This window comes from Streptomyces sp. NPDC032091, assembly GCF_055580265.1.
This window is the reverse complement of record NZ_JBVILR010000009.1, coordinates 161,965-187,096: the sequence shown is the minus strand read 5'-3', so window position 1 is coordinate 187,096 and position 25,132 is coordinate 161,965. Positions and strand designations below refer to the sequence as shown.

The 25,132-nt window shown below is 68.4% G+C and carries 27 protein-coding genes; 21 read left to right on the top strand and 6 right to left on the bottom strand.

What is annotated here, in order from left to right:
* The first annotated feature begins 21 nt into the window (after positions 1 to 21).
* Positions 22 to 3,921 carry a DNA-directed RNA polymerase subunit beta' gene (locus ACZ5NJ_RS17305; protein ID WP_042818551.1) on the top strand — a complete coding sequence of 1,300 codons (3,900 nt, stop codon included), beginning with the start codon at positions 22 to 24 and terminating at the stop codon, positions 3,919 to 3,921.
* Positions 3,922 to 3,979: 58 nt separating this feature from the next.
* Here ACZ5NJ_RS17305 and ACZ5NJ_RS17300 read toward each other — a convergent pair whose 3' ends face one another.
* The 6 genes from ACZ5NJ_RS17300 to ACZ5NJ_RS17275 form a co-directional block, all read right to left on the bottom strand.
* Complete coding sequence (locus tag ACZ5NJ_RS17300) at positions 3,980 to 4,924, bottom strand: M48 family metalloprotease (protein ID WP_468765734.1); 945 nt, start codon at positions 4,922 to 4,924, stop codon at positions 3,980 to 3,982.
* A gap of 2 nt (positions 4,925 to 4,926) precedes the next feature.
* Positions 4,927 to 5,958 carry a hypothetical protein gene (locus ACZ5NJ_RS17295; protein WP_468765732.1) on the bottom strand — a complete coding sequence of 344 codons (1,032 nt, stop codon included), beginning with the start codon at positions 5,956 to 5,958 and terminating at the stop codon, positions 4,927 to 4,929.
* 16 nt (positions 5,959 to 5,974) lie between these two features.
* Positions 5,975 to 8,107: a hypothetical protein gene (locus ACZ5NJ_RS17290; protein ID WP_468765730.1), complete on the bottom strand. Its 2,133-nt coding sequence runs from the start codon at positions 8,105 to 8,107 to the stop codon at positions 5,975 to 5,977.
* Positions 8,104 to 8,877, bottom strand: a complete 774-nt coding sequence (locus ACZ5NJ_RS17285) for a hypothetical protein (protein ID WP_468765728.1) — start codon at positions 8,875 to 8,877, stop codon at positions 8,104 to 8,106. Before ACZ5NJ_RS17285 ends, ACZ5NJ_RS17290 begins: the two co-directional genes overlap by 4 nt.
* Before the next feature lie 107 nt (positions 8,878 to 8,984).
* Entirely contained in the window at positions 8,985 to 9,692 is a 708-nt protein-coding gene (locus ACZ5NJ_RS17280; RefSeq protein ID WP_468765726.1) for a Crp/Fnr family transcriptional regulator, read from the bottom strand.
* A gap of 103 nt (positions 9,693 to 9,795) precedes the next feature.
* The gene (locus ACZ5NJ_RS17275) at positions 9,796 to 12,267 is read right to left on the bottom strand and encodes a YfhO family protein (protein ID WP_468765724.1); all 2,472 of its coding nucleotides are present in this window, start codon (positions 12,265 to 12,267) and stop codon (positions 9,796 to 9,798) included.
* Between the two features lie 400 nt (positions 12,268 to 12,667).
* Here ACZ5NJ_RS17275 and rpsL point away from each other — a divergent pair, with 400 nt between their 5' ends.
* The 20 genes from rpsL to rpsH all read left to right on the top strand — a co-directional run bounded on the left by rpsL (position 12,668) and on the right by rpsH (position 25,115).
* Positions 12,668 to 13,039 (top strand): 30S ribosomal protein S12, encoded by a 372-nt coding sequence (gene rpsL, locus ACZ5NJ_RS17270; protein ID WP_007265893.1) that lies wholly within the window; start codon positions 12,668 to 12,670, stop codon positions 13,037 to 13,039.
* Positions 13,040 to 13,041: 2 nt separating this feature from the next.
* On the top strand, positions 13,042 to 13,512 hold the full coding sequence (gene rpsG / locus ACZ5NJ_RS17265; RefSeq protein ID WP_007265894.1) for a 30S ribosomal protein S7: 471 nt from the start codon (positions 13,042 to 13,044) through the stop codon (positions 13,510 to 13,512).
* Positions 13,513 to 13,551: 39 nt separating this feature from the next.
* Positions 13,552 to 15,684, top strand: coding sequence for an elongation factor G (gene fusA / locus ACZ5NJ_RS17260; protein WP_042812323.1), 2,133 nt, complete (start codon positions 13,552 to 13,554; stop codon positions 15,682 to 15,684).
* A gap of 152 nt (positions 15,685 to 15,836) precedes the next feature.
* A complete protein-coding gene (tuf, locus tag ACZ5NJ_RS17255; RefSeq protein WP_042812325.1) occupies positions 15,837 to 17,030 on the top strand; it encodes an elongation factor Tu in 1,194 nt (397 codons plus the stop codon).
* Between the two features lie 663 nt (positions 17,031 to 17,693).
* Positions 17,694 to 18,002, top strand: a complete 309-nt coding sequence (gene rpsJ, locus ACZ5NJ_RS17250; RefSeq protein WP_003948644.1) for a 30S ribosomal protein S10 — start codon at positions 17,694 to 17,696, stop codon at positions 18,000 to 18,002.
* A 14-nt stretch (positions 18,003 to 18,016) separates the two neighbouring features.
* Complete coding sequence (gene rplC, locus ACZ5NJ_RS17245) at positions 18,017 to 18,661, top strand: 50S ribosomal protein L3 (protein WP_468765721.1); 645 nt, start codon at positions 18,017 to 18,019, stop codon at positions 18,659 to 18,661.
* A 4-nt stretch (positions 18,662 to 18,665) separates the two neighbouring features.
* Positions 18,666 to 19,316, top strand: a complete 651-nt coding sequence (gene rplD / locus ACZ5NJ_RS17240) for a 50S ribosomal protein L4 (RefSeq protein ID WP_007265900.1) — start codon at positions 18,666 to 18,668, stop codon at positions 19,314 to 19,316.
* On the top strand, positions 19,316 to 19,639 hold the full coding sequence (rplW, locus tag ACZ5NJ_RS17235) for a 50S ribosomal protein L23 (protein WP_007265901.1): 324 nt from the start codon (positions 19,316 to 19,318) through the stop codon (positions 19,637 to 19,639). The genes rplD and rplW overlap by 1 nt, the downstream gene beginning before the upstream one ends.
* Before the next feature lie 39 nt (positions 19,640 to 19,678).
* Complete coding sequence (gene rplB / locus ACZ5NJ_RS17230; RefSeq protein WP_125822122.1) at positions 19,679 to 20,515, top strand: 50S ribosomal protein L2; 837 nt, start codon at positions 19,679 to 19,681, stop codon at positions 20,513 to 20,515.
* 12 nt (positions 20,516 to 20,527) lie between these two features.
* Complete coding sequence (gene rpsS / locus ACZ5NJ_RS17225) at positions 20,528 to 20,809, top strand: 30S ribosomal protein S19 (RefSeq protein WP_007265903.1); 282 nt, start codon at positions 20,528 to 20,530, stop codon at positions 20,807 to 20,809.
* A 43-nt stretch (positions 20,810 to 20,852) separates the two neighbouring features.
* Complete coding sequence (gene rplV, locus ACZ5NJ_RS17220) at positions 20,853 to 21,200, top strand: 50S ribosomal protein L22 (protein WP_007265904.1); 348 nt, start codon at positions 20,853 to 20,855, stop codon at positions 21,198 to 21,200.
* Positions 21,200 to 22,039 carry a 30S ribosomal protein S3 gene (gene rpsC, locus ACZ5NJ_RS17215; protein ID WP_007265905.1) on the top strand — a complete coding sequence of 280 codons (840 nt, stop codon included), beginning with the start codon at positions 21,200 to 21,202 and terminating at the stop codon, positions 22,037 to 22,039. The genes rplV and rpsC overlap by 1 nt, the downstream gene beginning before the upstream one ends.
* A 5-nt stretch (positions 22,040 to 22,044) precedes the next feature.
* Positions 22,045 to 22,464, top strand: coding sequence for a 50S ribosomal protein L16 (gene rplP, locus ACZ5NJ_RS17210; RefSeq protein ID WP_007265906.1), 420 nt, complete (start codon positions 22,045 to 22,047; stop codon positions 22,462 to 22,464).
* Positions 22,464 to 22,688 carry a 50S ribosomal protein L29 gene (gene rpmC, locus ACZ5NJ_RS17205; protein ID WP_007265907.1) on the top strand — a complete coding sequence of 75 codons (225 nt, stop codon included), beginning with the start codon at positions 22,464 to 22,466 and terminating at the stop codon, positions 22,686 to 22,688. The genes rplP and rpmC overlap by 1 nt, the downstream gene beginning before the upstream one ends.
* The gene (gene rpsQ / locus ACZ5NJ_RS17200; protein ID WP_030008467.1) at positions 22,688 to 22,969 is read left to right on the top strand and encodes a 30S ribosomal protein S17; all 282 of its coding nucleotides are present in this window, start codon (positions 22,688 to 22,690) and stop codon (positions 22,967 to 22,969) included. Before rpmC ends, rpsQ begins: the two co-directional genes overlap by 1 nt.
* Before the next feature lie 99 nt (positions 22,970 to 23,068).
* A complete protein-coding gene (rplN, locus tag ACZ5NJ_RS17195; RefSeq protein ID WP_003956455.1) occupies positions 23,069 to 23,437 on the top strand; it encodes a 50S ribosomal protein L14 in 369 nt (122 codons plus the stop codon).
* Positions 23,438 to 23,439: 2 nt separating this feature from the next.
* Positions 23,440 to 23,751 carry a 50S ribosomal protein L24 gene (gene rplX, locus ACZ5NJ_RS17190; RefSeq protein WP_007265909.1) on the top strand — a complete coding sequence of 104 codons (312 nt, stop codon included), beginning with the start codon at positions 23,440 to 23,442 and terminating at the stop codon, positions 23,749 to 23,751.
* Positions 23,751 to 24,302 carry a 50S ribosomal protein L5 gene (gene rplE / locus ACZ5NJ_RS17185; RefSeq protein ID WP_358893649.1) on the top strand — a complete coding sequence of 184 codons (552 nt, stop codon included), beginning with the start codon at positions 23,751 to 23,753 and terminating at the stop codon, positions 24,300 to 24,302. Before rplX ends, rplE begins: the two co-directional genes overlap by 1 nt.
* Before the next feature lie 5 nt (positions 24,303 to 24,307).
* Complete coding sequence (locus tag ACZ5NJ_RS17180) at positions 24,308 to 24,493, top strand: type Z 30S ribosomal protein S14 (RefSeq protein ID WP_003956452.1); 186 nt, start codon at positions 24,308 to 24,310, stop codon at positions 24,491 to 24,493.
* A gap of 223 nt (positions 24,494 to 24,716) precedes the next feature.
* The gene (rpsH, locus tag ACZ5NJ_RS17175; RefSeq protein ID WP_007265911.1) at positions 24,717 to 25,115 is read left to right on the top strand and encodes a 30S ribosomal protein S8; all 399 of its coding nucleotides are present in this window, start codon (positions 24,717 to 24,719) and stop codon (positions 25,113 to 25,115) included.
* Positions 25,116 to 25,132: the final 17 nt, after the last annotated feature.

Below are 25,132 nucleotides of genomic sequence, written 5' to 3'. Positions count from 1 at the left end.
CGAAAGAGGGATTGACGCACAGTGCTCGACGTCAACTTCTTCGACGAGCTGCGGATCGGCCTTGCCACCGCGGACGACATCCGAACCTGGTCACACGGCGAGGTCAAGAAGCCGGAGACCATCAACTACCGCACCCTCAAGCCCGAGAAGGACGGACTCTTCTGCGAGAAGATCTTCGGTCCGACCCGGGACTGGGAGTGCTACTGCGGCAAGTACAAGCGTGTCCGCTTCAAGGGCATCATCTGTGAGCGCTGTGGCGTCGAGGTCACGCGCGCCAAGGTGCGTCGTGAGCGCATGGGCCACATCGAGCTCGCCGCTCCCGTCACCCACATCTGGTACTTCAAGGGCGTCCCGTCGCGCCTGGGCTACCTGCTGGACCTCGCGCCGAAGGACCTTGAGAAGGTCATCTACTTCGCCGCGTACATGATCACGTTCGTCGACGACGAGCGCCGTCAGCGCGACCTGCCGTCGCTGGAGGCCCACGTCTCCGTCGAGCGCCAGCAGATCGAGAACCGCCGCGACGCCGACCTCGAAGGCCGCGCCAAGAAGCTTGAGAGCGACCTGGCCGAGCTGGAGGCCGAGGGCGCCAAGGCCGACGTGCGCCGCAAGGTGCGCGAGGGCGCCGAGCGCGAGATGAAGCAGCTCCGCGACCGCGCCCAGCGCGAGATCGACCGCCTCGACGAGGTGTGGAACCGCTTCAAGAACCTCAAGGTCCAGGACCTGGAGGGCGACGAGCTCCTCTACCGCGAGCTGCGTGACCGCTTCGGCACGTACTTCGACGGTTCCATGGGTGCGGCTGCTCTGCAGAAGCGCCTGGAGTCCTTCGACCTGGAGGAGGAGGCCGAGCGCCTCCGCGAGATCATCCGTACCGGCAAGGGCCAGAAGAAGACCCGTGCGCTCAAGCGCCTCAAGGTCGTCTCCGCGTTCCTGCAGACCAGCAACAGCCCGAAGGGCATGGTTCTGGACTGCGTCCCGGTCATCCCGCCGGACCTCCGTCCGATGGTGCAGCTCGACGGTGGCCGCTTCGCGACCTCCGACCTCAACGACCTGTACCGCCGCGTCATCAACCGCAACAACCGCCTGAAGCGCCTTCTCGACCTCGGTGCCCCCGAGATCATCGTGAACAACGAGAAGCGCATGCTCCAGGAGGCCGTGGACGCGCTCTTCGACAACGGTCGTCGCGGCCGCCCGGTGACGGGCCCCGGCAACCGCCCGCTCAAGTCCCTCAGCGACATGCTGAAGGGCAAGCAGGGTCGATTCCGTCAGAACCTCCTCGGCAAGCGCGTGGACTACTCCGCGCGTTCCGTGATCGTCGTCGGTCCGCAGCTGAAGCTGCACCAGTGCGGTCTGCCCAAGGCCATGGCGCTGGAGCTCTTCAAGCCGTTCGTGATGAAGCGCCTGGTCGACCTGAACCACGCGCAGAACATCAAGTCGGCGAAGCGCATGGTCGAGCGCGGCCGCACGGTCGTGTACGACGTGCTCGAAGAGGTCATCGCCGAGCACCCGGTCCTGCTGAACCGTGCGCCCACGCTGCACCGTCTCGGCATCCAGGCCTTCGAGCCCCAGCTGGTCGAAGGCAAGGCCATCCAGATCCACCCGCTCGTCTGCACCGCGTTCAACGCGGACTTCGACGGTGACCAGATGGCCGTCCACCTGCCGCTCTCCGCGGAGGCGCAGGCCGAGGCCCGCATCCTGATGCTGTCCTCGAACAACATCCTCAAGCCGGCCGACGGCCGTCCGGTCACGATGCCGACGCAGGACATGGTCCTGGGTCTGTTCTTCCTGACCACCGACGGTGAGCTCCGTGACGTCAAGGGCGAGGGCCGCGCGTTCGGCTCGACCGCCGAGGCGATCATGGCGTTCGACGCCGGCGAGCTCGCGCTGCAGTCGTCCGTCGACATCCGCTTCCCGGTGGGCACCATCCCGCCGCGCGGCTGGGTGCCGCCGGTCGCCGAAGAGGGCGAGCAGGAGTTCCAGCCGGGCGACAGCTTCCGTCTGAAGACCACCCTGGGCCGCGCGCTCTTCAACGAGCTGCTGCCCGAGGACTACCCGTTCGTCGACTACTCGGTGGGCAAGAAGCAGCTCTCCGAGATCGTCAACGACCTGGCGGAGCGCTACCCCAAGGTCATCGTGGCGGCGACGCTCGACAACCTGAAGGCGGCCGGCTTCCACTGGGCGACCCGTTCGGGCGTCACCGTGGCCATCTCCGACGTCGTCGTGCCCGAGGCCAAGAAGGCCATCGTCGCGGGCTACGAGGCGATGGACGAGAAGGTCCAGAAGCAGTACGAGCGCGGTCTGATCACCAAGGACGAGCGCACGCAGGAGCTCATCGCGATCTGGACCAAGGCGACCAACGAGGTTGCCGAGGCGATGAACGCGAACTTCCCCAAGACGAACCCCATCTTCATGATGGTTGACTCGGGTGCCCGAGGAAACATGATGCAGATGCGACAGATCGCCGGTATGCGTGGTCTGGTGTCGAACGCGAAGAACGAGACCATCCCGCGTCCGATCAAGGCGTCCTTCCGTGAGGGCCTCACCGTTCTGGAGTACTTCATCTCCACGCACGGTGCCCGTAAGGGTCTGGCGGACACCGCCCTGCGTACCGCCGACTCGGGTTACCTCACCCGTCGTCTGGTGGACGTCTCGCAGGACGTCATCATCCGCGAGGAGGACTGCGGTACCGAGCGCGGCCTCAAGCTCAAGATCGGTACCAAGGACGAGGCGGGTGTCCTCCGCAAGGCGGACGACGTCGAGACCTCCGTGTACGCCCGCATGCTGGCCGAGGACGTCGTCATCGACGGCAAGGTCATCGCGCCGGCGAACGTGGACCTCGGTGACGTGCTCATCGACGCCCTCATCGCGAACGGCGTCGAGGAGGTCAAGACCCGCTCGGTCCTGACCTGTGAGTCCGCCGTCGGCACCTGTGCCTTCTGCTACGGCCGCTCGCTGGCCACCGGCAAGCTGGTCGACATCGGTGAGGCGGTCGGCATCATCGCCGCCCAGTCCATCGGTGAGCCCGGTACCCAGCTGACGATGCGTACCTTCCACACCGGTGGTGTGGCCGGTGACGACATCACGCAGGGTCTGCCGCGTGTCGTCGAGCTCTTCGAGGCCCGTACCCCGAAGGGTGTCGCCCCGATCTCCGAGGCCGCCGGCCGCGTGCGGATCGAGGAGACCGAGAAGACGAAGAAGATCGTCATCACGCCCGACGACGGCAGCGAGGAGACGGCGTTCCCGATCTCCAAGCGCGCCAAGGTCATCGTGCACGAGGGCGACCACGTCGAGGTGGGCCAGAAGCTCACCATGGGTGCCACCAACCCGCACGACGTGCTGCGCATCCTCGGCCAGCGTGCCGTCCAGGTCCACCTGGTCGGCGAAGTCCAGAAGGTCTACAACTCGCAGGGCGTGTCGATCCACGACAAGCACATCGAGATCATCATCCGGCAGATGCTGCGCCGCGTGACGATCATCGAGTCCGGCGACGCGGAGCTCCTCCCGGGCGAGCTCGTCGAGCGCTCCCGCTTCGAGACCGAGAACCGTCGTGTGGTCACCGAGGGCGGTCACCCCGCCTCCGGCCGTCCGCAGCTGATGGGTATCACCAAGGCCTCGCTGGCGACGGAGTCCTGGCTGTCGGCCGCCTCCTTCCAGGAGACGACCCGAGTCCTGACGGACGCGGCGATCAACGCCAAGTCCGACAGCCTCATCGGCCTCAAGGAAAACGTCATCATCGGTAAGCTCATCCCGGCCGGTACGGGTCTGTCCCGCTACCGCAACATCCGGGTCGAGCCGACCGAGGAGGCCAAGGCCGCGATGTACTCGGCCGTCGGCTACGACGACATCGACTACTCCCCCTTCGGCACCGGCTCCGGCCAGGCTGTCCCGCTGGAGGACTACGACTACGGCCCGTACAACGGCTGAGTCGCAGACGCGTAGCAACCGCAGGGCGGTCACCCGACAGGGTGGCCGCCCTGCGGCGTTACCGGCCCCGGGGCTCCAGGTACCGCTGGAGGTGGTGGAGGCGGGTGCGGGAAGGCGGGTGCGGGGCGAGCAGGAGCCGCAGCAGGCCGGCCCCGTCCTCCTCCGGCTGGGCCGTGAGCACCCGGGCGAGGTCCGGCCCGAAGCCCAGCGCTGCGGCGTGCCGGTCCGCCCGCAGTTCGGTGCGGCGGCCCACGGCGGCGATCAGGAAGGGCAGGGCGGCCAGGAGCAGCGGCAGGCCCAGGGTGAGCGTCAGCATCCGGTAGGCGGCCAGGCCGACGAGTGCGGCCGCCGCCACGACGGCGTACGTCGGCACGCCCCCGACCGCGCGCCGGCCCGAGCGGACGGTTGCGGCCAGCGCCCACCCGGCGAGCCTGCCGGGCAGCGCGTACCACCAGCCCAGCAGCTGGGCCCAGGAGTGCCCCGCGGTGTGGTGCCCGAGCTCGTGGGCGAGGACCGCCGCCAATTGGGAGGTCGGCAGGGTCTCCAGCGCGTGCCTGGTGACGATGACGAGATGCCCGCCGGCCCCGGAAGCCGTCAGTTCCCCGCTCTCCTCGATCCACAGCTGGTAGTGGCTGCCGTCCACTCCGGCCCGGGCCGTCACCTCGCGCCATACGGGTGCCAGGACGGCCAGCTCGTGCGGCAGGGGGCGCCCGAGCCGCAGCAGGTACCGGGCGAGCAGGGCTTCGGCGGGCCGGTGGAACGCGAGGGCCCCGGCCGCGAGCCACAGCCCGAGGGGCACCCCGTACGGAAGACCGGTGGCGGACTGGAGACCGCGGGCCAGCAGGCCGACCAGCACCAGGCTGAACAGGGCCCCGGGCAGGTGGAGGGCGAGGCGGCCGACGGCCGCGAGGTCGGTGGCGCGGCTCCGCGCCCGGTAGTGGACCCGGGTGCCGGGGGCGTGCCGGTAGGCGAGGTCGTCGCCGGGCCGGGAATCCTTGTCCACGGTCACCCCTTGGCCGGGTCGACGGGCGTCAGGCCGTAGCCGGGCGGCAGGTCCTTGACGGGGGGCTGGTCGGTCGTCCCGGACGCGGCGTCGGCCGAGCTGCCCGGGAAGCGTTGGGTGAGGACCTCCGTCAGTGCCCGGAAGGCGTGCCTTCGGGGCTCCGCCAACTCGTGGGTCTCGGCCTCCGCCGACTCGAACAGTTTCGTCACCAGGTCCAGCTGCGTCTGGACCAGCTGCCTCTGGTCCTCCCGCAGATTGGCCATCACCGTCTGGGTGTCTTCGGGGCTCTGGCTGAGGTACCAGGCCCAGGCGCGGGCCCCGCCCTGCTCCAGGTAGTGCTCGTACAGGCCGACCTTCTCGGACTGCAGCCGCAGGAGGGCGGCCCTGCGCTGCTCGGCCGCGGCGTCCGCGTCCTGCCCGAGGACGTCGGCGAGGATCTTGGCCTCGGCGTCCTGTCCGATGGCCTGCAGGTGGATCTGGTGCTCCACCGCCTGCTGGTTGCGGCGCAGGCGCAGCGTCCAGGCCGTCTTCAGGCCCGCCTCCGCCCCGAGCCGGGGCCAGTCGGCGGCGGATTCCAGGAGCTCTGCCTCGGCGGCGGCGCTGTCGGTCACCAGGTGCCGCCGTACGAGGCCCCGTGCGCGCTGTTCGAGTTCTCCCCGCAGGAGTGCCGGGACGTCGCGCTGCCCGCTGCCGACGAAGCGGATCGGGTCCTCCACCTGCCAGCGCAGCTCGACCTCGGCCTGGAACTCCAGGGCGTCGTTCGCGCTGGGCAGCGCGAGCTCGGTACGGACGAAGTGGACGCCCAGGTCCACCTCGTACACGGCGCTGTAGCGGGCGGTCGCTCTGGGACGGTGGGGTGGGCGGAACTCCACGTACTCGCCCTGATGTGTCGCGTAGACCAGGCAGTGGTCGAACCGGGTGTGGCGCTTGCGCCGCAGGTCCCACCAGGCGAGCTGGCGGACGCTGAGGACCGGGTCGATCAGCTCGGAGTGCCGGTCGGCGGCCTGTAACCAGTCGAAGTGTGCCGGTGACATGTGGGGCTCCTTGGGGTCAGGCACGGTGCAGGGCCGTGAGGAGGTCGTCTGCCGCGGCCGGGCGCGGGCCGCCGTCGTCGCCGCGCACTGTCCGCAGGAGGTGCTCGATGCGCTGTCGCGCGGTGGCGTCGTCCGCCAGCTTCGGCAGCAGGTCGGCGAGGGCCCAGGAGGTGGCGTCGTCCCGGTCGGCCGCGAGGACCCAGCCGCGCAGGACGTCCAGCGCGTTGGTGGTGAAGGCGGAGTCGCCGAGGGCGGCCCTCCACAGCCTGGGGATCCCGTGGGCGGCCGGTGTGCCGTCGAGGCGGGCCCGCCGGTACGTGCGCAGGACGAGCGGCAGGTCGGGCGTCTCTTCCCCCATGTGCCCGCAGGCGCCGAGGAACCCGGCCACGGAGACCTGGAACACCGAGCGATGGTCGTCCAGGGTGCGCAGGACCTCGGAGAGGACGTCCTCCGCCGCCTCGGAGAGCAGCAGCAGCTCGACCGACTGGGCGATCTCGTTCTCCAGCGGTCCGCGCCCGTCGGGGACGTACTGCTTGCGCGCCTGGACACGGAGCGCGGCGAGCGCCTCGCGGGGGCGTTCGGCGCCCAGCAGGCCCTGGACCCGGATGCCCACCCAGGAGAGCCTCGGGGCGTCGTCGGCGGTCCAGCTGTCGGTGATCCGCAGGATGTTCGGAGCCCCCACCCGGTGCGCCAGGGCCAGGGCGCCGACCGCTCCGACCCGCTGCTGGGCGTTGGGGGACAGCGCCCAGGGCTCGATGACCAGCGCCATCGCGGACGGCAGGTCGGTGAAGGCGAGCGCCCCGACGGTGGCCGCGGCCCGGGTACGGACGAAGGGCCGGCCGTCGACGATGAGCTTTCCGAGCCAGGCGACCAGGGCCGGACGGGCCGAGGGGTGGCCCGTCCACACCTCGCGCAGCAGGACGAAGGCGGTGCGGCTGTCCAGGAACTCGGCCTTGAGCTGCTCCACGGGACCCCACTCGGTCACCTCCTCGGCCGGGTAGGGGCGCGCGCGGGCCGTCCTCAGCCGGTTGTGGATATGGGTGCCGAAGACGGGGACGGCCTTGGGCCGGCCGGAGTCGACGGTCGCCTGGAGCTCCTGGAACAGCAGGTCGCTGAGTTCGGCGGTGAGGGCGTACGGGCCGGCGTCGAACGCGGCGAGGGCGATGAGGAACGCCTTCTCCCGTAGGTGGAGCGTGGCATCGTCGGCCTCGAACCACTTCCGCACCTGCTCGTCCAGCAGTTCCGCGGTCTTCTCCCGGAGGGCGTCCTCCTGGACCTCCCCCTGAACGAAGCGCTGGAGCTCGTGGACGTACGCGACCACCTCGCGCGGCTGGTGGGCGCGGGTGAGGAACGTGCGGGTCTCGGACAGTTCCAGCAGCCTGCGTGCGGTGGGTTCACCGACGGCCCGCTCCAGGTGGGAACGGAGGAGGCCCTCCGTTTTCGGTGCGGTCCAGGACCAGGTGCGGACGTCCTCCTCGATCCAGGGCCGCAGACCCGTGGTGATCACGAGGTGGCCGTCGTGCTTCAGGAGGTGGTCGCGGAGCGACAGCAGATGGGTCTCGCGGAGCGGCTCCTGGCGGGAGGTCACCAGGTCACACAGCACGTGGCCGGTGGCCTCGCCCTTCTGGATCTGCTCCAGGAGCGCGCCCGGGGTCGTCTCCCGGTCGATCGCGTGCACCGGGGTCGCACCCGCCCGTCGCAGCAGCATCAGGGCGGCGGTGCGGCGTCCGGTGGAGGGAACGCCGGTCAGCACCAGGACCCGCTCCTTGCGCAGGCGCTCCACGAGCTCCTCGAAGGGGGTGCCCTCGGAGACGAACGTGAGGGCCAGCCGGTCCAGCTCCTCTCCCGGAATCTCCCCGGAGGTCCGGGCGGGGCCGGAGGAGCCGTAGTAGTGGTGCTCGGTCTTGGTGACGTTGCCGTTGATCTCGCCGGCGACGACCCCGCTGTTGCGCCCGGTGAACCGGGCGGAGGCCGGGGCGTGCCGGACGATGTCGCGCAGGGTGTCCCAGGCGCGTTGCGGCGGGGCTTCCTCCCGCTGCGGGGCACCCTTCTCGTCGGAGCCCTGGTCAGGGCCGTCCTGATCAGCGGGTTCGGCCTGCTTGTCCGCGTCCGCCTTGGAGTCGGCGTGATCCGGGGCGGGCGTGGTCATCGGCCGTCACCCGGGGTCCCGTGGAAGGTGACTCCGCCGTTGATCACCCCGCCCTGGATCATCGGACCGTTGATCTGTCCCGCGACCACCCCGCTGTTCGTGCCGTGGAACTCCACCGCGCCGCCCCCGTCGGCGGCTGCCCGGTCCTGCCGCCGCGCGGGCGCGGGGTCCTGCGCGGGCGGGGCGGCGCCGGCCGCCGCGGGCACCGGGCCGTGGAGCCAGGCCTTCAGGGGACCGTTCTTGCTCTGCACCGTGACGGGATGGAAGGAGTCGGCCGGAATGCCCTGGTGGTCGTGGCGCACGATCCCCGCGTGTACGGACTCGGACACGCACAGGGCGATGTCCGAGCTCCCCTCGCGCAGTGCGGCGCGCAAGGTGTCGGCGTCCAGGAGGCGGCACGCCTGGTTGAGGTCGGTGCCGACCCAGCCGTCGACGGCGTCGACGGTGACGAAGCCGGTGGCGACCACCGCGCGCAGCCGGATCTGGGCCGCGCTCGACGCCATCCGGTTGACCTCCCTCAGCCGGGCCGGGGCCTCGGTGAGCAGGACGCGCAGCAGCAGCGGCAGCGAGGCGTTCGCGTCGATCATCACGAGTACGCCGTCGCCCCGGTCGGCGCGCAGGTGGAGCGTCTGGTCGATGCCGGCCGACTGCAGGACGCGCTCGACGACGTCGTAGAGCATGCGGCGCAGGTACGTCTGTTCCACGTCGTCGCGGTCGCTGAACTTCTCGATGTCGAGCAGGAGCAGGGTGCGGTTGAGCGGGTGGGTCATGGCTGCCTCCCAGGTCGCTTTCCGGTGCCGCTCCAGGGTGGGGGCGGCGGCGGGCGCGGTGTGAGGGCAGATGACCCACTGCGACTGTGACCGTGTGCACTGAACGCTCAGGCGTCGAGGCGGCCGATCCGCCGCAGGACGTCCGGCCGGACGATCACCACCGTGCGGCGTCCGGTGGAGACGACGCCCCGGTCGCGGAGGTCCTTGAGCGCGCACTGGACCATCTCGCGTGAGGCCCCGACCGCCCCCGCCAGCTCCTGCTTGGTCAGCGGTACGGCGATGTCCACCCCCTCCGTGCCGCGACGGCCGTGGGTGCGGGCGAGGTCGAGCAGCAGGGTCGCCAGGCGTTCGCGCACGCTCATCGAGGCGTGGGCCAGCTGCCGGCGGTCCGAGGCGCGGGTGCGTTCGGCGGTCAGGCCGAGGAGCGTGAAGGAGGCCGAGGGGCTGCCGGCCAGGAACTCACGGAACGCCCGGTGGTCGATGGCCACCGCCCGGACCCGTTCCAGTGCGGTGACGGTGGCCGACCGTGGACTTCCCGTGACGGCGGCCGATTCGCCGACGATGTCCCCGGGTCCGCGCAGCGCCAGGAGGGCCTGGTAGCCGGTGGGCGCCGAGGCGGTGACCTTGGTCCAGCCGCTCAGGATGAGCAGGACGTGCGTGGACGGCTCGTCCTGCTGGATCAAGGGGGAGCGTGGAGCGAACTGCAGCTCGCGCCCCAGCTTGCGTAACGCCGTGCCGTCCTCGTTCTCCAGGCGGGCCAGGAACGGGACGCGGTCGTCCAGTCCTCCGTCGCCCGGGAGGTATGCCGGATCCATGTGGCCCCCCGATCCATCGCGGGCGGTCAATCTACTGACCCAGGGGCCCTCCGGTCTGCGGAAACGGCGGGATTGGCGCCCCGGGGCCGGGTCCTGCCGGGGGTCAGACGCGTTCGCGCCGCCGGCGGACGTAGCCCGTCGTGGAGACCGAGGCCAGGGTGAGGAGGGCCAGGGTGGCTGCTGTCAGGCCTGGGGTGAGGCCCCTCGGGGTGTAGGTGCAGGAGAGGTGGTGGGTGCCCGGGGGGATGGGGATGGCCAGGAGGCCGTGGAAGTTCGTCGTGGGGGCGGTGCACTGCCAGCCCGGGATGTCCGTCATCGCGAAGACGGCGGTGCCGGTGGCGGTCGGGGGGAGGGTGGCCTCGATGGTGTGGCCGCCCACCCGGACCGATGTGGCGCCCGTGGTGGTGAGGCCGTGGACGCGGGTGTTCAGGGCCGTGCGGTTCAGGCAGCCGATCGGGTTCGGGCCCGCCGTGGCGTCTTCGGTGCGGGTTTCCGCCGTCGCGGTGACCGTGCCGGACGCGGGGACCGGGCCCAGGGGGAGGACCCCGGTCATGCGGTCCTCCAGGGGGAGGGTGCGGTCGCCGGTGCGGAGGGTGCCGTAGAGGGCGGGGGAGTACCAGTAGGCCTCTGAGCCCGGGGTGCAGGTGGCCGTGTACGTCTGGGAGGTGGCGGTGCCGGTGCGCGTGGCGTCCGGGACCTCGTAGAGCGTCGCGCCCAGGACCGTCTCCTGGCGGGCCCAGACGCTCGACGCCGGGTGGGGGGAGGTGTAGGGGGCGGGGCGGAGGGTGACCAGGGGAGGGGCGGGCTGCTTCGTCGCCGTCCAGGTGCCGGGGGCCGTACCCGGGCGGACGCGGGCGCCGATGGAGAAGATCGCGTCGAGGACCGGGTTGTCGGCGCCGAAGAAGGTGCGGCCGTCGTTCTTGTAGCCGTATCCCAGGGGCTCCAGGGCCTGGTACGTGGCCTCCGGGAGGTAGCTGCTGTAGTACTGCGGGCCCTCGGCCCGGAGGGCCAGGGCGTCGTTGTACGAGGTCTGCGGCGCGCCCGAGTCCGTCCGGTAGGCGGGCCAGCCGTCCACCATCCGGACCGCTTCGTAGTGGTTCGTGATCGAGCGGCTGGAGGTGGCGGCCGGCGCCGCCCAGCGTTCGCGGGAGCGGCGGGCGTCCGCGTTCGCCGCCGCGACCGTGGATTCGGCGAAGACCACCCCGATCATGAGGACCGCCGCCAGGGGGAGGAGGGCGCGGTGCCGTCCCGACAGGGACAGGAGCGTCAGGGCCAGGAGGGAGACGGCGCCGCCGGCCAGGACCGCCGGCCAGGTCCAGCCGCCGAAGTCGTCGGTGTGGCGCAGGACGAACGTGGCGACGACGAGGAGGCCGGCCGCCAGGGCCAGGTGCAGCGGGCGCGGCCGGTTGGCCAGGGCCAGCCAGGCCAGGACCACCACCATCCCGCTGAACACGAAGGCCTCGCGGTACGGGTTGCCGTTCGGGACCGCCAGGCCGTGCCACACGTACTGGGTCGGCGGGAACTGGAACGAGACCAGGACGAGCAGGGTCGCCGCCGCCCAGACCAGGCGGGTGCGGGCGGCGATGCGCGTGTTGAGCAGGAAGGAGCCCGCCAGGATCAGGCCCAGCGAGGCCACGTACAGCCGCGGCCGGCCGCCCCACAGGTGGGTGGCCGGGAGCATGCCGGCCAGGAAGACGTCGATGCGCACCGGGTCGAAGGCCGCGGCCTTCGTCGGCTGCGAGGCGCCGCTGGAGAGGAAGGACGGGAGGAGCAGGGGGAGGGTGAGGAGGATGCCCGTCGCGGCGGCCGTCGCCGCGCGCCACACGGCGCGCAGGCGCTGCGCCCCCGTCATCTCCAGGGTGAGCAGGCGGACGCCGAGCAGCACGCAGGCGGCCATCGTGGCCATCATCGCGGTGTAGAAGTTGCCGTACCAGGCGAGCGCGACCAGCAGGGCGGCGCCCGGCCAGCGCCGGCCCTCCAGGCACCACTCCACGGCGATGCCGAGGAGGGGGAGGGCGACCAGGCCCCACAGCCACATCGGGATGTACGAGGCGTCGCTCAGCGCCCACCCGCACAGGCCGTAGCAGGCGCCGAGGACCCCCCGCTGCCACCACGGGCCGGCCTGGAGCCTGCCCAGGTAGACCGTCATCAGCGCGGCGGCGGCGCCCATCGTCACCGGGGTGATCAGGAAGACGGCCAGGTCGACGTGGGCGCGCGGGACGAGGACGGCGAGCCAGGAGAACGGGTTGCCGAGGTAGGTGTAGTAGTCGGACAGGAACTGCTGTCCGAAGCCGCCGCGCCAGCTGAACAGGACGTCGCCGGCGGCCTGCCCGTGGACGAGGTCCCACAGGGCGCGGTGGAAGGGTACGTACTGGTTGGCCTGGTCGTTGACGGCCCGGCCGGTGTTGCCGAAGGGGAAGCTGCCGCGGGCCGCCCAGGCCGCGCAGAAGGCGCCCGAGGTGAGGAGGAAGGCCAGCAGGGGCCCGTACAGGCGGGAGAGGGCGCGCCCCCGCCGCGGCGGGGGCCCGGAGGGCGGGCTTCCGGCCGTCGTCGGCTCCGAGGTGACCGTCCCCAATGTCCTGCTCCTGGCGCTCGTACGTTTTGAACTGACTCGCTGGGATTCGCTGGCAGTGTAGTTCGCCCGCCCTACCATGCCGGTGTGGCCTGCGCACGGCCGCCCCGGCTCGGGCGGGCCACACCCAAGGGGCGCCTGAGCTGCGCGGCCGTGCGGGCGGTGGCTCCGGGGCCTATGTTTTGACCGGAGTGGATGCGGTGGGTACGCTCAGACCTTGTGCCTGGGGTGTGCCTGGGCTCCTGTGCGTGTCCATCAACCGCACGGCGAGCCGTATCGGCCACCGAGATTCATGCGTCTCCGTGCTTGCGCGGAGCTCCGCCGGATCCGACACACCCGACCGCGTGGGTCGGGAAAGTTCCAGGTTAGCTTCACTACACGGCACACAGAAACCGGAGAAGTAGTGCCTACGATCCAGCAGCTGGTCCGGAAGGGCCGGCAGGACAAGGTCGAGAAGACGAAGACCCCCGCGCTTGAGGCTTCGCCCCAGCGTCGTGGTGTCTGCACGCGTGTGTTCACGACCACCCCGAAGAAGCCGAACTCGGCGCTCCGTAAGGTCGCGCGTGTGCGTCTGACCTCCGGCATCGAGGTCACCGCTTACATTCCGGGTGAGGGTCACAACCTGCAGGAGCACTCGATCGTGCTCGTGCGTGGTGGCCGTGTGAAGGACCTGCCGGGTGTTCGTTACAAGATCATCCGCGGTGCGCTTGACACCCAGGCTGTCAAGAACCGCAAGCAGGCCCGCAGCCGCTACGGCGCCAAGAAGGAGAAGTAAGAATGCCTCGTAAGGGCCCCGCCCCGAAGCGCCCGGTCATCATCGACCCGGTCTACGCCTCTCCTCTGGTGACGTCGCTCATCAACAAGATCCTCCTGAACGGCAAGCGCTCCACCGCCGAGCGCATCGTTTACGGCGCCATGGAAGGCCTCCGCGAGAAGACCGGCAACGACCCGGTCATCACGCTGAAGCGCGCGCTGGAGAACGTCAAGCCGTCGCTTGAGGTCAAGTCCCGCCGTGTCGGTGGCGCGACCTACCAGGTCCCCGTCGAGGTCAAGCCGGGTCGCCAGTCGACCCTGGCCCTCCGCTGGCTCGTGGGTTACTCCCGCGCCCGCCGCGAGAAGACCATGACCGAGCGCCTGATGAACGAGCTTCTCGACGCCTCGAACGGCCTCGGTGCGGCCGTCAAGAAGCGCGAGGACACGCACAAGATGGCCGAGTCCAACAAGGCCTTCGCGCACTACCGCTGGTAGTCGCAACCCACATCGAGACCGAGAGAAGACTGAAGCCTTATGGCTACCACTTCGCTTGACCTGGCCAAGGTGCGCAACATCGGCATCATGGCCCACATCGACGCGGGCAAGACGACCACCACCGAGCGCATCCTGTTCTACACCGGTGTGTCTTACAAGATCGGTGAAGTCCACGACGGCGCTGCCACGATGGACTGGATGGAGCAGGAGCAGGAGCGCGGCATCACCATCACGTCCGCCGCGACGACCTGTCACTGGCCGCTCGAAGACGTCGACCACACCATCAACATCATCGACACCCCGGGTCACGTGGACTTCACGGTCGAGGTGGAGCGTTCGCTCCGCGTCCTCGACGGTGCCGTCACCGTGTTCGACGGTGTCGCCGGTGTGGAGCCGCAGTCCGAGACCGTTTGGCGTCAGGCGGACCGCTACGGCGTCCCGCGCATCTGCTTCGTCAACAAGCTCGACCGTACCGGCGCCGAGTTCATGCGCTGCGTCGACATGATCAAGGACCGCCTCGGCGCGGTTCCGATCGTGATGCAGCTGCCGATCGGTGCCGAGGCGGACTTCCAGGGCGTTGTCGACCTGGTCCGCATGAAGGCCCTCGTGTGGTCCGCCGAGGCCACCAAGGGTGAGATGTACGACGTCGTCGACATCCCGGCCTCGCACACCGAGCTGGCCGAGGAGTGGCGCGCCACCCTCGTCGAGCAGGTCGCCGAGAACGACGAAGAGATGATGGAGCTGTTCCTGGAGGGCGTCGAGCCCACCGCCGAGCAGCTGCATGCGGCCGTCCGCCGCATCATCCTCGGCTCCGGCAAGGGCAAGGGCGAGCCCACGATCACCGCGGTCTTCTGCGGTACGGCGTTCAAGAACAAGGGCGTCCAGCCCCTGCTCGACGCCGTCGTGCGCTACCTCCCGTCGCCGCTCGACATCGAGGCCATCGAGGGCCACGACGTCAAGGACGCCGAGGTCGTCGTGAAGCGCAAGCCGTCGGACGAGGAGCCCCTCGCCGCGCTCGCGTTCAAGATCATGAGCGACCCGCACCTCGGCAAGCTCACCTTCGTCCGGGTTTACTCGGGCCGCCTGGAGGCCGGCACCGCGGTGCTGAACTCCGTCAAGGGCAAGAAGGAGCGCATCGGCAAGATCTACCGCATGCACGCGAACAAGCGTGAGGAGATCGACGCGGTGGGCGCCGGCGACATCGTCGCCGTCATGGGCCTGAAGCAGACCACCACCGGTGAGACGCTGTGCGACGACAAGGCGCCCGTGATCCTGGAGTCCATGGACTTCCCGGCTCCGGTCATCCAGGTCGCCATCGAGCCCGCCTCCAAGGGCGACCAGGAGAAGCTGGGTGTCGCCATCCAGCGTCTCGCGGAAGAGGACCCGTCGTTCCACGTCCACTCGGACGAGGAGACCGGCCAGACCATCCTCGGCGGTATGGGCGAGCTGCACCTCGAGGTGCTGGTCGACCGTATGAAGCGCGAGTTCAAGGTCGTCGCCAACGTCGGCAAGCCGCAGGTCGCGTACCGCGAGACGATCCGCAAGGCCGTCGAGCGTCACGACTACACCCACAAGAAGCAGACCGGTGGTACCGGTCAGTTCGCCAAGGTGCAGATCGCGATCGAGCCGATCACGGACGCCGATGGTCCGGCGTACGAGTTCGTGAACAAGGTCACCGGTGGCCGCGTGCCGAAGGAGTACATCCCTTCGGTCGACGCCGGTGCGCAGGAGGCCATGCAGTTCGGCATCCTGGCCGGCTACGAGATGACGGGCGTCCGCGTCACGCTTCTCGACGGTGGCTACCACGAGGTCGACTCCTCCGAGCTCGCCTTCAAGATCGCCGGTTCGCAGGCCTTCAAGGAGGCCGCGCGCAAGGCTTCTCCCGTGCTCCTTGAGCCGATGATGGCCGTCGAGGTCACCACGCCCGAGGAGTCCATGGGCGACGTCATCGGTGACATCAACTCCCGCCGTGGCCAGATCCAGGCCATGGAGGACCGTCACGGAGCCAAGATCGTCAAGGGCCTCGTGCCGCTTTCGGAGATGTTCGGCTACGTCGGAGACCTCCGCAGCAAGACCTCGGGTCGCGCCAGCTACTCGATGCAGTTCGACTCCTACGCCGAGGTTCCCCGGAACGTCGCTGAGGAGATCATCGCGAAGGCCAAGGGCGAGTAACTCTTCCGAGTACACGCTTTAGGCTTGCCACCGGAGCCTCTGGGGCAACAGGAGCAACCCTCCCGTTGCCCCGGGGGAACCGGCTATCCAGCAAAGATCACCTGGCGCCGACGATCATCAAGGCGTACAGAACCACTCTCAGGAGGACCCCCGTGGCGAAGGCGAAGTTCGAGCGGACTAAGCCGCACGTCAACATCGGCACCATCGGTCACATTGACCACGGTAAGACGACCCTCACGGCCGCCATTACCAAGGTGCTGCACGACAAGTACCCGGACCTGAACGCGGCGTCGGCGTTCGACCAGATCGACAAGGCTCCTGAGGAGCGCCAGCGCGGTATCACCATCTCCATCGCGCACGTCGAGTACCAGACCGAGGCGCGTCACTACGCCCACGTCGACTGCCCGGGTCACGCGGACTACATCAAGAACATGATCACCGGTGCCGCGCAGATGGACGGCGCCATCCTCGTGGTCGCCGCCACCGACGGCCCGATGCCGCAGACCAAGGAGCACGTGCTCCTGGCCCGCCAGGTCGGCGTTCCGTACATCGTCGTCGCCCTGAACAAGGCCGACATGGTGGACGACGAGGAGATCCTGGAGCTCGTCGAGCTCGAGGTCCGTGAGCTGCTCTCCGAGTACGACTTCCCGGGCGACGACCTTCCGGTCGTCCAGGTCTCCGCGCTGAAGGCGCTTGAGGGCGACAAGGAGTGGGGTGACAAGCTCCTCGGCCTGATGGACGCCGTGGACGAGGCCATCCCGACCCCGCCGCGTGACACCGACAAGCCGTTCCTGATGCCCGTCGAGGACGTCTTCACGATCACCGGTCGTGGCACCGTCGTCACCGGCCGCATCGAGCGTGGTGTCCTGAAGGTCAACGAGACCGTTGACATCATCGGCATCAAGCAGGAGAAGACCACCACCACGGTCACCGGCATCGAGATGTTCCGCAAGCTGCTCGACGAGGGCCAGGCCGGCGAGAACGTCGGTCTGCTCCTCCGTGGCATCAAGCGCGAGGACGTCGAGCGCGGCCAGGTCATCATCAAGCCCGGTTCGGTCACGCCGCACACCGAGTTCGAGGCCGCCGCGTACATCCTGTCGAAGGACGAGGGTGGCCGTCACACCCCGTTCTTCAACAACTACCGCCCGCAGTTCTACTTCCGTACCACGGACGTGACCGGCGTCGTGACCCTCCCCGAGGGCACCGAGATGGTCATGCCGGGCGACAACACCGACATGTCCGTCCAGCTGATCCAGCCGGTCGCCATGGAGGAGGGCCTGAAGTTCGCCATCCGTGAGGGTGGTCGTACGGTCGGCGCCGGCCAGGTCACCAAGATCACGAAGTAATTCGTGTTCTGACCTGGTAGCTCGCACCAGCGGGCACCATGTGTGACAGAAGGGCCCCTTCCCCACCGCTCCGGCGGCGGGGGAGGGGCCCTTCTGCGTGTCGGGGAGACGCCTGGGGGAGGCCGTGACGGGGTCCGGGAGGCTCCGGGAGGCCGAGGCGGCGGGAGAGGGCCGGCGATGCGCCGGGGAGGGCCGTCTGGCCTGGGAGAACTCCGGCGCGCCGAGGGGTCCGCGGTTTGACGTGATCGCTCCGAGGGGTATTCTCTTCGGCCCGATTGGCCAGGTACGTGTCTCGTATGGCAGACTACTCAAGTTGCTCGGCTGTGTGCCGATGCTGCGCGCCTCCCGCCGGGAGGACCGGAAGCGAGTCCCACAGTACTCGTCGTCCTTAATCTGCCTCTCGGGGCAGCAATGAGGGCGGACGTACGGGAATCTTCTGGGAAGTGTCAGCACGGTCCGCACCAGGCACCCGGTGGGTGTTTCTCCCCCGATGCGCGGCCCAGGGCCGCACCCCCTTTGATGAGGGAGTTCCCGTATGGGGATTTTCTCGGAGGGAGTGCGACACGCCCGACCGCGTGGGTCGGAGGAGGGGCCGCGGAACCCCGTTCCGCAGCCGACCGGGAGCCAGAGCGTTTCCACACGAGACAGGACTACGGAGTAGCCATGGCGGGACAGAAGATCCGCATCCGGCTCAAGGCCTACGACCACGAGGTCATCGACTCCTCGGCGAAGAAGATCGTCGAGACGGTGACCCGCACTGGTGCGTCGGTCGCGGGCCCGGTGCCGCTGCCCACTGAGAAGAACGTGTACTGCGTCATCAAGTCGCCGCACAAGTACAAGGACTCGCGCGAGCACTTCGAGATGCGCACGCACAAGCGCCTGATCGACATCCTCGACCCGACGCCCAAGACCGTTGACTCGCTGATGCGCCTGGACCTTCCGGCCGGCGTTGACATCGAGATCAAGCTCTGAGAGGCGTCGAGAAGATGGCTAAGCAGATCAAGGGCGTCCTGGGCGAGAAGCTCGGCATGACCCAGGTCTGGGACGAGAACAACCGTGTCGTCCCGGTGACCGTAGTCAAGGCCGGGCCCTGTGTCGTTACCCAGGTCCGCACCAACGACAACGACGGCTACGAGTCGGTCCAGATCGCCTTCGGCGAGATCGACCCGCGCAAGGTGAACAAGCCCCTCAAGGGCCACTTCGCCAAGGCCGACGTGACCCCGCGCCGCCACCTGGTGGAGCTCCGTACCTCCGACGCCAGCGAGTACACGCTCGGCCAGGAGATCACGGCTGCCGTGTTCGAGTCCGGCGTCAAGGTTGACGTCACGGGCAACAGCAAGGGCAAGGGCTTCGCCGGTGTCATGAAGCGCCACAACTTCCGGGGCCTCGGCGCCGGTCACGGTGTGCAGCGCAAGCACCGCTCCCCCGGTTCGATCGGTGGCTGCGCCACCCCTGGGCGTGTCTTCAAGGGCATGCGCATGGCCGGTCGCATGGGTAACGAGCGCGTCACCACCCAGAACCTGACCATCCACGCGGTTGACGCGGAGAAGGGTCTGCTCCTCATCAAGGGCGCGGTCCCCGGTCCGAACGGCGGCCTCGTCCTGGTCCGTACCGCGGCCAAGGGGGCTTGAGGTAATGAGCACCATTGACATCCTTTCGCCGGCAGGCGACAAGGCCGGTACCGTCGAGCTCCCCGCGGAGATCTTCGACGCGAAGACCAGCGTTCCGCTGATCCACCAGGTCGTCGTCGCCCAGCTGGCCGCTGCCCGTCAGGGCACGCACAAGACCAAGACCCGTGGCGAAGTCCGTGGTGGTGGCAAGAAGCCGTACCGCCAGAAGGGCACCGGCCGCGCCCGTCAGGGTTCGACCCGCGCTCCGCAGTTCGCCGGCGGTGGCGTCGTCCACGGCCCGCAGCCGCGTGACTACTCGCAGCGCACCCCGAAGAAGATGAAGGCCGCCGCCCTCCGCGGTGCCCTCTCGGACCGTGCGCGTCACTCCCGCATCCACGTCGTCACCGGCGTGGTCGAGGGTGCCGCCTCCACCAAGGCCGCGAAGACGCTGTTCGGCAAGATCTCGGAGCGCAAGAACCTGCTCCTGGTCGCCGAGCGCTCCGACGAGCTGGCGTGGCTGTCCGCCCGCAACCTGCCCCAGGTTCACATCCTGGAGCCGGGCCAGCTGAACACGTACGACGTGATCGTCTCTGACGACGTGGTCTTCACCCAGGCCGCGCTTGAGTCCTTCGTGTCTGGCCCCAAGGCCGATGAGACCGAAGGGAACGAGGCCTGATGTCTGAGGCGACCGTTACCAGCAAGACCTTCACCGACCCGCGCGACCTGCTGATCAAGCCGGTCGTCTCGGAGAAGAGCTACGCGCTGCTGGACGAGAACAAGTACACGTTCATCGTCGCGCCCGGCGCCAACAAGACCCAGATCAAGCAGGCCGTCGAGGCGGTCTTCTCGGTCAAGGTCACCGGGGTCAACACGATCAACCGTCAGGGTAAGCGCAAGCGCACCAAGACCGGTTTCGGCAAGCGTGCCAACACCAAGCGCGCCATCGTGACCCTTGCCGAGGGCAACCGTATCGACATCTTCGGCGGCCAGGCCTCCTAACGGAGGTCTAGTCGTCCGGAATCGGACGAGGACTGAGAAATGGGTATCCGCAAGTACAAGCCGACGACCCCGGGCCGTCGTGGCTCCAGCGTCGCCGACTTTGTCGAGATCACGCGGTCCACGCCGGAGAAGTCGCTGGTTCGCCCCCTGCACAGCAAGGGCGGCCGTAACAACACCGGTCGGATCACCGTTCGCCACCAGGGTGGCGGACACAAGCGCGCCTACCGAGTGATCGACTTCCGTCGTCACGACAAGGACGGCGTGCCGGCCAAGGTCGCGCACATCGAGTACGACCCCAACCGCACCGCGCGCATCGCGCTGCTGCACTACGCCGACGGCGAGAAGCGCTACATCATCGCGCCGCGCGGTCTGCAGCAGGGTGACCGGATCGAGAACGGCCCCACGGCCGACATCAAGCCGGGCAACAACCTCGCGCTCCGCAACATCCCGGTCGGTACCACGATCCACGCGATCGAGCTCCGCCCCGGTGGCGGCGCCAAGTTCGCGCGTTCGGCCGGTGCCTCCGTGCAGCTGCTGGCGAAGGAGGGCGTGATGGCCCACCTCCGCATGCCGTCCGGCGAGATCCGTCTCGTCGACGCCCGCTGCCGCGCCACGGTCGGCGAGGTCGGCAACGCCGAGCAGTCGAACATCAACTGGGGCAAGGCCGGCCGCATGCGCTGGAAGGGCGTTCGCCCGACCGTCCGCGGTGTCGCGATGAACCCGGTTGACCACCCGCACGGTGGTGGTGAGGGCAAGACCAGCGGTGGTCGCCACCCGGTCTCCCCGTGGGGTCAGAAGGAGGGTCGTACTCGCTCGCCGAAGAAGGCTTCGAGCAAGTACATCGTCCGCCGCCGCAAGACGAACAAGAAGCGCTAGGAGCGGGTTTAGATGCCGCGCAGTCTCAAGAAGGGGCCCTTCGTCGACGACCACCTCGTAAAGAAGGTGGACGCCCAGAACGAAGCCGGCACCAAGAACGTCATCAAGACCTGGTCCCGTCGCTCGATGATCATCCCCAGCATGCTGGGTCACACCATCGCGGTGCACAACGGCAAGACCCACGTCCCGGTGTTCGTCACCGAGTCGATGGTCGGCCACAAGCTCGGCGAGTTCTCGCCGACTCGCACCTTCCGCGGCCACGTCAAGGACGACCGGAAGTCGAAGCGCCGCTAATCGCGGGGTGGTTACGACTATGACTAACACCGAAGGGACAACCATGGAAGCCAGGGCCCAGGCGCGGTACATCCGCGTCACGCCCATGAAGGCCCGCCGCGTGGTGGACCTCATCCGTGGCATGGATGCCACGGAGGCTCAGGCGGTCCTGCGTTTCGCCCCGCAGGCCGCGAGCGTGCCGGTCGGCAAGGTGCTGGACAGCGCCATTGCCAACGCCGCACACAACTACAACCACCCGGACGCCTCCACGCTGGTCATCAGCGAGGCGTACGTGGACGAGGGCCCGACCCTGAAGCGGTTCCGTCCGCGTGCCCAGGGCCGTGCCTACCGGATCCGCAAGCGGACCAGCCACATCACCGTGGTCGTCAGCAGCAAGGAAGGTTCCCGGTAATGGGCCAGAAGGTAAACCCGCACGGGTTCCGACTCGGCATCACCACGGACTTCAAGTCGCGTTGGTACGCCGACAAGCTGTACAAGGACTACGTCAAGGAAGACGTCGCCATCCGTCGGATGATGACGTCCGGCATGGAGCGCGCCGGCATCTCGAAGGTTGAGATCGAGCGCACCCGTGACCGCGTGCGTGTGGACATCCACACCGCCCGTCCCGGCATCGTCATCGGCCGCCGTGGCGCCGAGGCCGACCGCATCCGCGGTGACCTCGAAAAGCTCACGGGCAAGCAGGTCCAGCTGAACATCCTCGAGGTCAAGAACCCCGAGCTCGACGCTCAGCTGGTTGCTCAGGCCGTCGCCGAGCAGCTCTCCTCCCGCGTCTCCTTCCGTCGTGCCATGCGCAAGAGCATGCAGGGCACCATGAAGGCCGGCGCCAAGGGCATCAAGATCCAGTGCGGTGGCCGTCTCGGCGGCGCCGAGATGTCCCGCTCCGAGTTCTACCGCGAGGGTCGTGTGCCGCTGCACACGCTGCGCGCGAACGTGGACTACGGCTTCTTCGAGGCCAAGACCACCTTCGGCCGTATCGGCGTGAAGGTCTGGATCTACAAGGGCGACGTCAAGAACATCGCCGAGGTTCGCGCCGAGAACGCTGCGGCCCGTGCGGGTAACCGCCCGGCCCGTGGTGCCGGCGCTGGCGACCGTCCCGCCGGCCGTGGTGGCCGTGGTGGCGAGCGCGGCGGCCGTGGTGGCCGCAAGCCGCAGCAGGCTGCTGGTGCCGAGGCCCCCAAGGCCGACGCCCCCGCCGCCGCTCCGGCCGAGAGCACCGGAACGGAGGCCTGACCGACATGCTGATCCCTCGTAGGGTCAAGCACCGCAAGCAGCACCACCCGAAGCGCAGCGGTATGGCCAAGGGCGGTACTGAGGTCTCGTTCGGCGAGTACGGCATCCAGGCGCTCACCCCCGCCTACGTGACGAACCGCCAGATCGAGGCGGCTCGTATCGCGATGACCCGCCACATCAAGCGTGGCGGCAAGGTCTGGATCAACATCTACCCGGACCGCCCGCTGACGAAGAAGCCCGCCGAGACCCGCATGGGTTCCGGTAAGGGTTCCCCCGAGTGGTGGATCGCGAACGTGCACCCGGGCCGGGTCATGTTCGAGCTGTCCTACCCGAACGAAAAGATTGCGCGTGAGGCTCTCACTCGTGCGGCCCACAAGCTGCCGATGAAGTGCCGCATCGTCAAGCGCGAGGCAGGTGAGTCGTGATGGCGACGGGAACCAAGGCGTCCGAGCTCCGCGAGCTCGGCAACGAGGAGCTCGTTGCCAAGCTTCGCGAGGCCAAGGAAGAGCTGTTCAAGCTCCGTTTCCAGGCGGCCACCGGTCAGCTGGAGAACAACGGCCGGCTCAAGTCCGTCCGTAAGGACATCGCTCGCATCTACACCCTGATGCACGAGCGTGAGCTCGGTATCGAGACGGTGGAGAACGCCTGATGAGCGAGAACAACGTGACTGAGAAGACCGAGCGCGGCTTCCGCAAGACCCGTGAGGGCCTGGTCGTCAGCGACAAGATGGACAAGACCGTCGTCGTCGCCGTCGAGGACCGCGTCAAGCACGCGCTGTACGGCAAGGTCATCCGCCGTACGAACAAGCTCAAGGCTCACGACGAGCAGAACGCTGCCGGCGTCGGCGACCGCGTCCTCATCATGGAGACGCGTCCGCTGTCGGCGAGCAAGCGCTGGCGCATCGTCGAGATCCTCGAAAAGGCCAAGTAATCAGTCCGAGGGGCTTCCCTCGGATTCGTTCCGCCAGGCTCGGCCGGGGCTCCTTCACGGAGCCCCGGCCGGGAACCGGCAGACAAACAGGAGATAGACGTGATCCAGCAGGAGTCGCGACTGCGTGTCGCCGACAACACTGGTGCCAAGGAGATCCTTTGCATCCGTGTTCTCGGTGGCTCCGGTCGCCGCTACGCGGGCATCGGTGACGTCATCGTCGCCACCGTCAAGGACGCGATCCCCGGCGGCAACGTGAAGAAGGGTGACGTCGTCAAGGCCGTCATCGTTCGCACCGTCAAGGAGCGCCGCCGCCAGGACGGCTCGTACATCCGCTTCGACGAGAACGCCGCCGTCATTCTGAAGAACGACGGCGACCCTCGTGGCACCCGTATCTTCGGCCCCGTCGGCCGTGAGCTGCGCGAGAAGAAGTTCATGAAGATCATCTCGCTCGCGCCGGAGGTGCTGTAAGCATGAAGATCAAGAAGGGCGACCTGGTCCAGGTCATCACCGGTAAGGACAAGGGCAAGCAGGGCAAGGTCATCGCGGCCTTCCCGACCGAGTCCCGCGTCCTGGTCGAGGGTGTCAACCGGGTCAAGAAGCACACCAAGGCTGGGCAGAACCAGGCCGGCGGCATCGTGATCACCGAGGCCCCCGTCCACGTGTCCAACGTCCAGCTGGTCGTGGAGAAGGACGGCAAGAAGGTCGTCACCCGCGTCGGTTTCCGCTTCGACGACGAGGGCAACAAGATCCGCGTTGCCAAGCGCACGGGTGAGGACATCTGATGGCTACCACTCCGCGTCTGAAGACCAAGTACCGCGAGGAGATCGCGGGCAAGATGCGTGAAGAGTTCTCCTACGAGAACGTCATGCAGATTCCCGGCCTCGTCAAGATCGTCGTGAACATGGGTGTCGGCGACGCCGCCCGTGACTCGAAGCTGATCGACGGTGCCATCCGCGACCTGACGACGATCACCGGTCAGAAGCCGGCCGTCACGAAGGCCCGCAAGTCCATCGCGCAGTTCAAGCTGCGTGAGGGTCAGCCGATCGGCTGCCACGTCACCCTCCGTGGTGACCGCATGTGGGAGTTCCTGGACCGTACGCTGTCGCTCGCGCTGCCGCGTATCCGTGACTTCCGTGGTCTGTCGCCGAAGCAGTTCGACGGCCGTGGCAACTACACCTTCGGTCTCACCGAGCAGGTCATGTTCCACGAGATCGACCAGGACAAGATCGACCGTACCCGGGGTATGGACATCACCGTGGTCACCACGGCGACCAACGACGCTGAGGGCCGCGCGCTCCTCCGTCACCTCGGCTTCCCCTTCAAGGAGGCGTAAGCGAGATGGCGAAGAAGGCTCTCATCGCGAAGGCTGCCCGTAAGCCCAAGTTCGGTGTGCGTGCGTACACCCGCTGCCAGCGCTGCGGTCGCCCCCACTCCGTGTACCGCAAGTTCGGCCTCTGCCGCGTGTGCCTCCGTGAGATGGCTCACCGTGGCGAGCTGCCGGGCGTGACCAAGAGCTCCTGGTAAATCCCTCTCACCCTTTGGGTGTTGAGGTTTTCCAGACGCTCTCGGTAAGCATCAGGTCGGCGGACCGCCCTGCCCGCATGCCGTAGGCTTGTGGGGTTGGGCGTCCGCCGCCCTATCGACTTACTACGCCGTAGGTCCCCGTGCCGCACCCGTCCCGCCACCGAGTGGGGAGAGGGATGGCACATACAGGAAACCCCGGCGAGAGAGGCCGAAGGCCACTTTCATGACCATGACTGACCCGATCGCAGACATGCTCACGCGTCTGCGTAACGCTAACTCGGCGTACCACGACACCGTCGTGATGCCGCACAGCAAGATCAAGTCGCACATCGCGGAGATCCTCAAGCAGGAGGGTTTCATCACCGGCTGGAAGGTCGAGGACGCCGAGGTCGGCAAGAACCTCGTCCTCGAGCTGAAGTTCGGGCCGAACCGTGAGCGCTCCATCGCGGGCATCAAGCGGATCTCGAAGCCCGGTCTGCGCGTGTACGCGAAGTCCACCAACCTGCCGAAGGTCCTCGGTGGCCTGGGCGTGGCGATCATCTCCACGTCGCACGGTCTCCTGACCGGTCAGCAGGCAGGCAAGAAGGGCGTAGGTGGGGAAGTCCTCGCCTACGTCTGGTAGTCGGGAACGGAGGAAAA

Excerpts from the sequence above, each read along its gene's own strand:
- ACZ5NJ_RS17285 (WP_468765728.1), bottom strand. The coding sequence starts at position 8,877 with ATGACCCACCCGCTCAACCGCACCCTGCTCCTGCTCGACATCGAGAAG.
- rpsC (WP_007265905.1), top strand. The coding sequence starts at position 21,200 with ATGGGCCAGAAGGTAAACCCGCACGGGTTCCGACTCGGCATCACCACG.
- rplP (WP_007265906.1), top strand. The coding sequence starts at position 22,045 with ATGCTGATCCCTCGTAGGGTCAAGCACCGCAAGCAGCACCACCCGAAG.
- rpsJ (WP_003948644.1), top strand. The coding sequence starts at position 17,694 with ATGGCGGGACAGAAGATCCGCATCCGGCTCAAGGCCTACGACCACGAG.
- rplD (WP_007265900.1), top strand. The coding sequence starts at position 18,666 with ATGAGCACCATTGACATCCTTTCGCCGGCAGGCGACAAGGCCGGTACC.
- rplV (WP_007265904.1), top strand. The coding sequence starts at position 20,853 with ATGGAAGCCAGGGCCCAGGCGCGGTACATCCGCGTCACGCCCATGAAG.
- ACZ5NJ_RS17290 (WP_468765730.1), bottom strand. The coding sequence starts at position 8,107 with ATGACCACGCCCGCCCCGGATCACGCCGACTCCAAGGCGGACGCGGAC.
- ACZ5NJ_RS17180 (WP_003956452.1), top strand. The coding sequence starts at position 24,308 with ATGGCGAAGAAGGCTCTCATCGCGAAGGCTGCCCGTAAGCCCAAGTTC.
- rpsQ (WP_030008467.1), top strand. The coding sequence starts at position 22,688 with ATGAGCGAGAACAACGTGACTGAGAAGACCGAGCGCGGCTTCCGCAAG.
- ACZ5NJ_RS17295 (WP_468765732.1), bottom strand. The coding sequence starts at position 5,958 with ATGTCACCGGCACACTTCGACTGGTTACAGGCCGCCGACCGGCACTCC.
- ACZ5NJ_RS17280 (WP_468765726.1), bottom strand. The coding sequence starts at position 9,692 with ATGGATCCGGCATACCTCCCGGGCGACGGAGGACTGGACGACCGCGTC.
- rpsG (WP_007265894.1), top strand. The coding sequence starts at position 13,042 with ATGCCTCGTAAGGGCCCCGCCCCGAAGCGCCCGGTCATCATCGACCCG.
- rplW (WP_007265901.1), top strand. The coding sequence starts at position 19,316 with ATGTCTGAGGCGACCGTTACCAGCAAGACCTTCACCGACCCGCGCGAC.
- rpsS (WP_007265903.1), top strand. The coding sequence starts at position 20,528 with ATGCCGCGCAGTCTCAAGAAGGGGCCCTTCGTCGACGACCACCTCGTA.
- rplE (WP_358893649.1), top strand. The coding sequence starts at position 23,751 with ATGGCTACCACTCCGCGTCTGAAGACCAAGTACCGCGAGGAGATCGCG.
- rplB (WP_125822122.1), top strand. The coding sequence starts at position 19,679 with ATGGGTATCCGCAAGTACAAGCCGACGACCCCGGGCCGTCGTGGCTCC.
- rplX (WP_007265909.1), top strand. The coding sequence starts at position 23,440 with ATGAAGATCAAGAAGGGCGACCTGGTCCAGGTCATCACCGGTAAGGAC.
- fusA (WP_042812323.1), top strand. The coding sequence starts at position 13,552 with ATGGCTACCACTTCGCTTGACCTGGCCAAGGTGCGCAACATCGGCATC.
- rpsH (WP_007265911.1), top strand. The coding sequence starts at position 24,717 with ATGACCATGACTGACCCGATCGCAGACATGCTCACGCGTCTGCGTAAC.
- rplC (WP_468765721.1), top strand. The coding sequence starts at position 18,017 with ATGGCTAAGCAGATCAAGGGCGTCCTGGGCGAGAAGCTCGGCATGACC.
- rpmC (WP_007265907.1), top strand. The coding sequence starts at position 22,464 with ATGGCGACGGGAACCAAGGCGTCCGAGCTCCGCGAGCTCGGCAACGAG.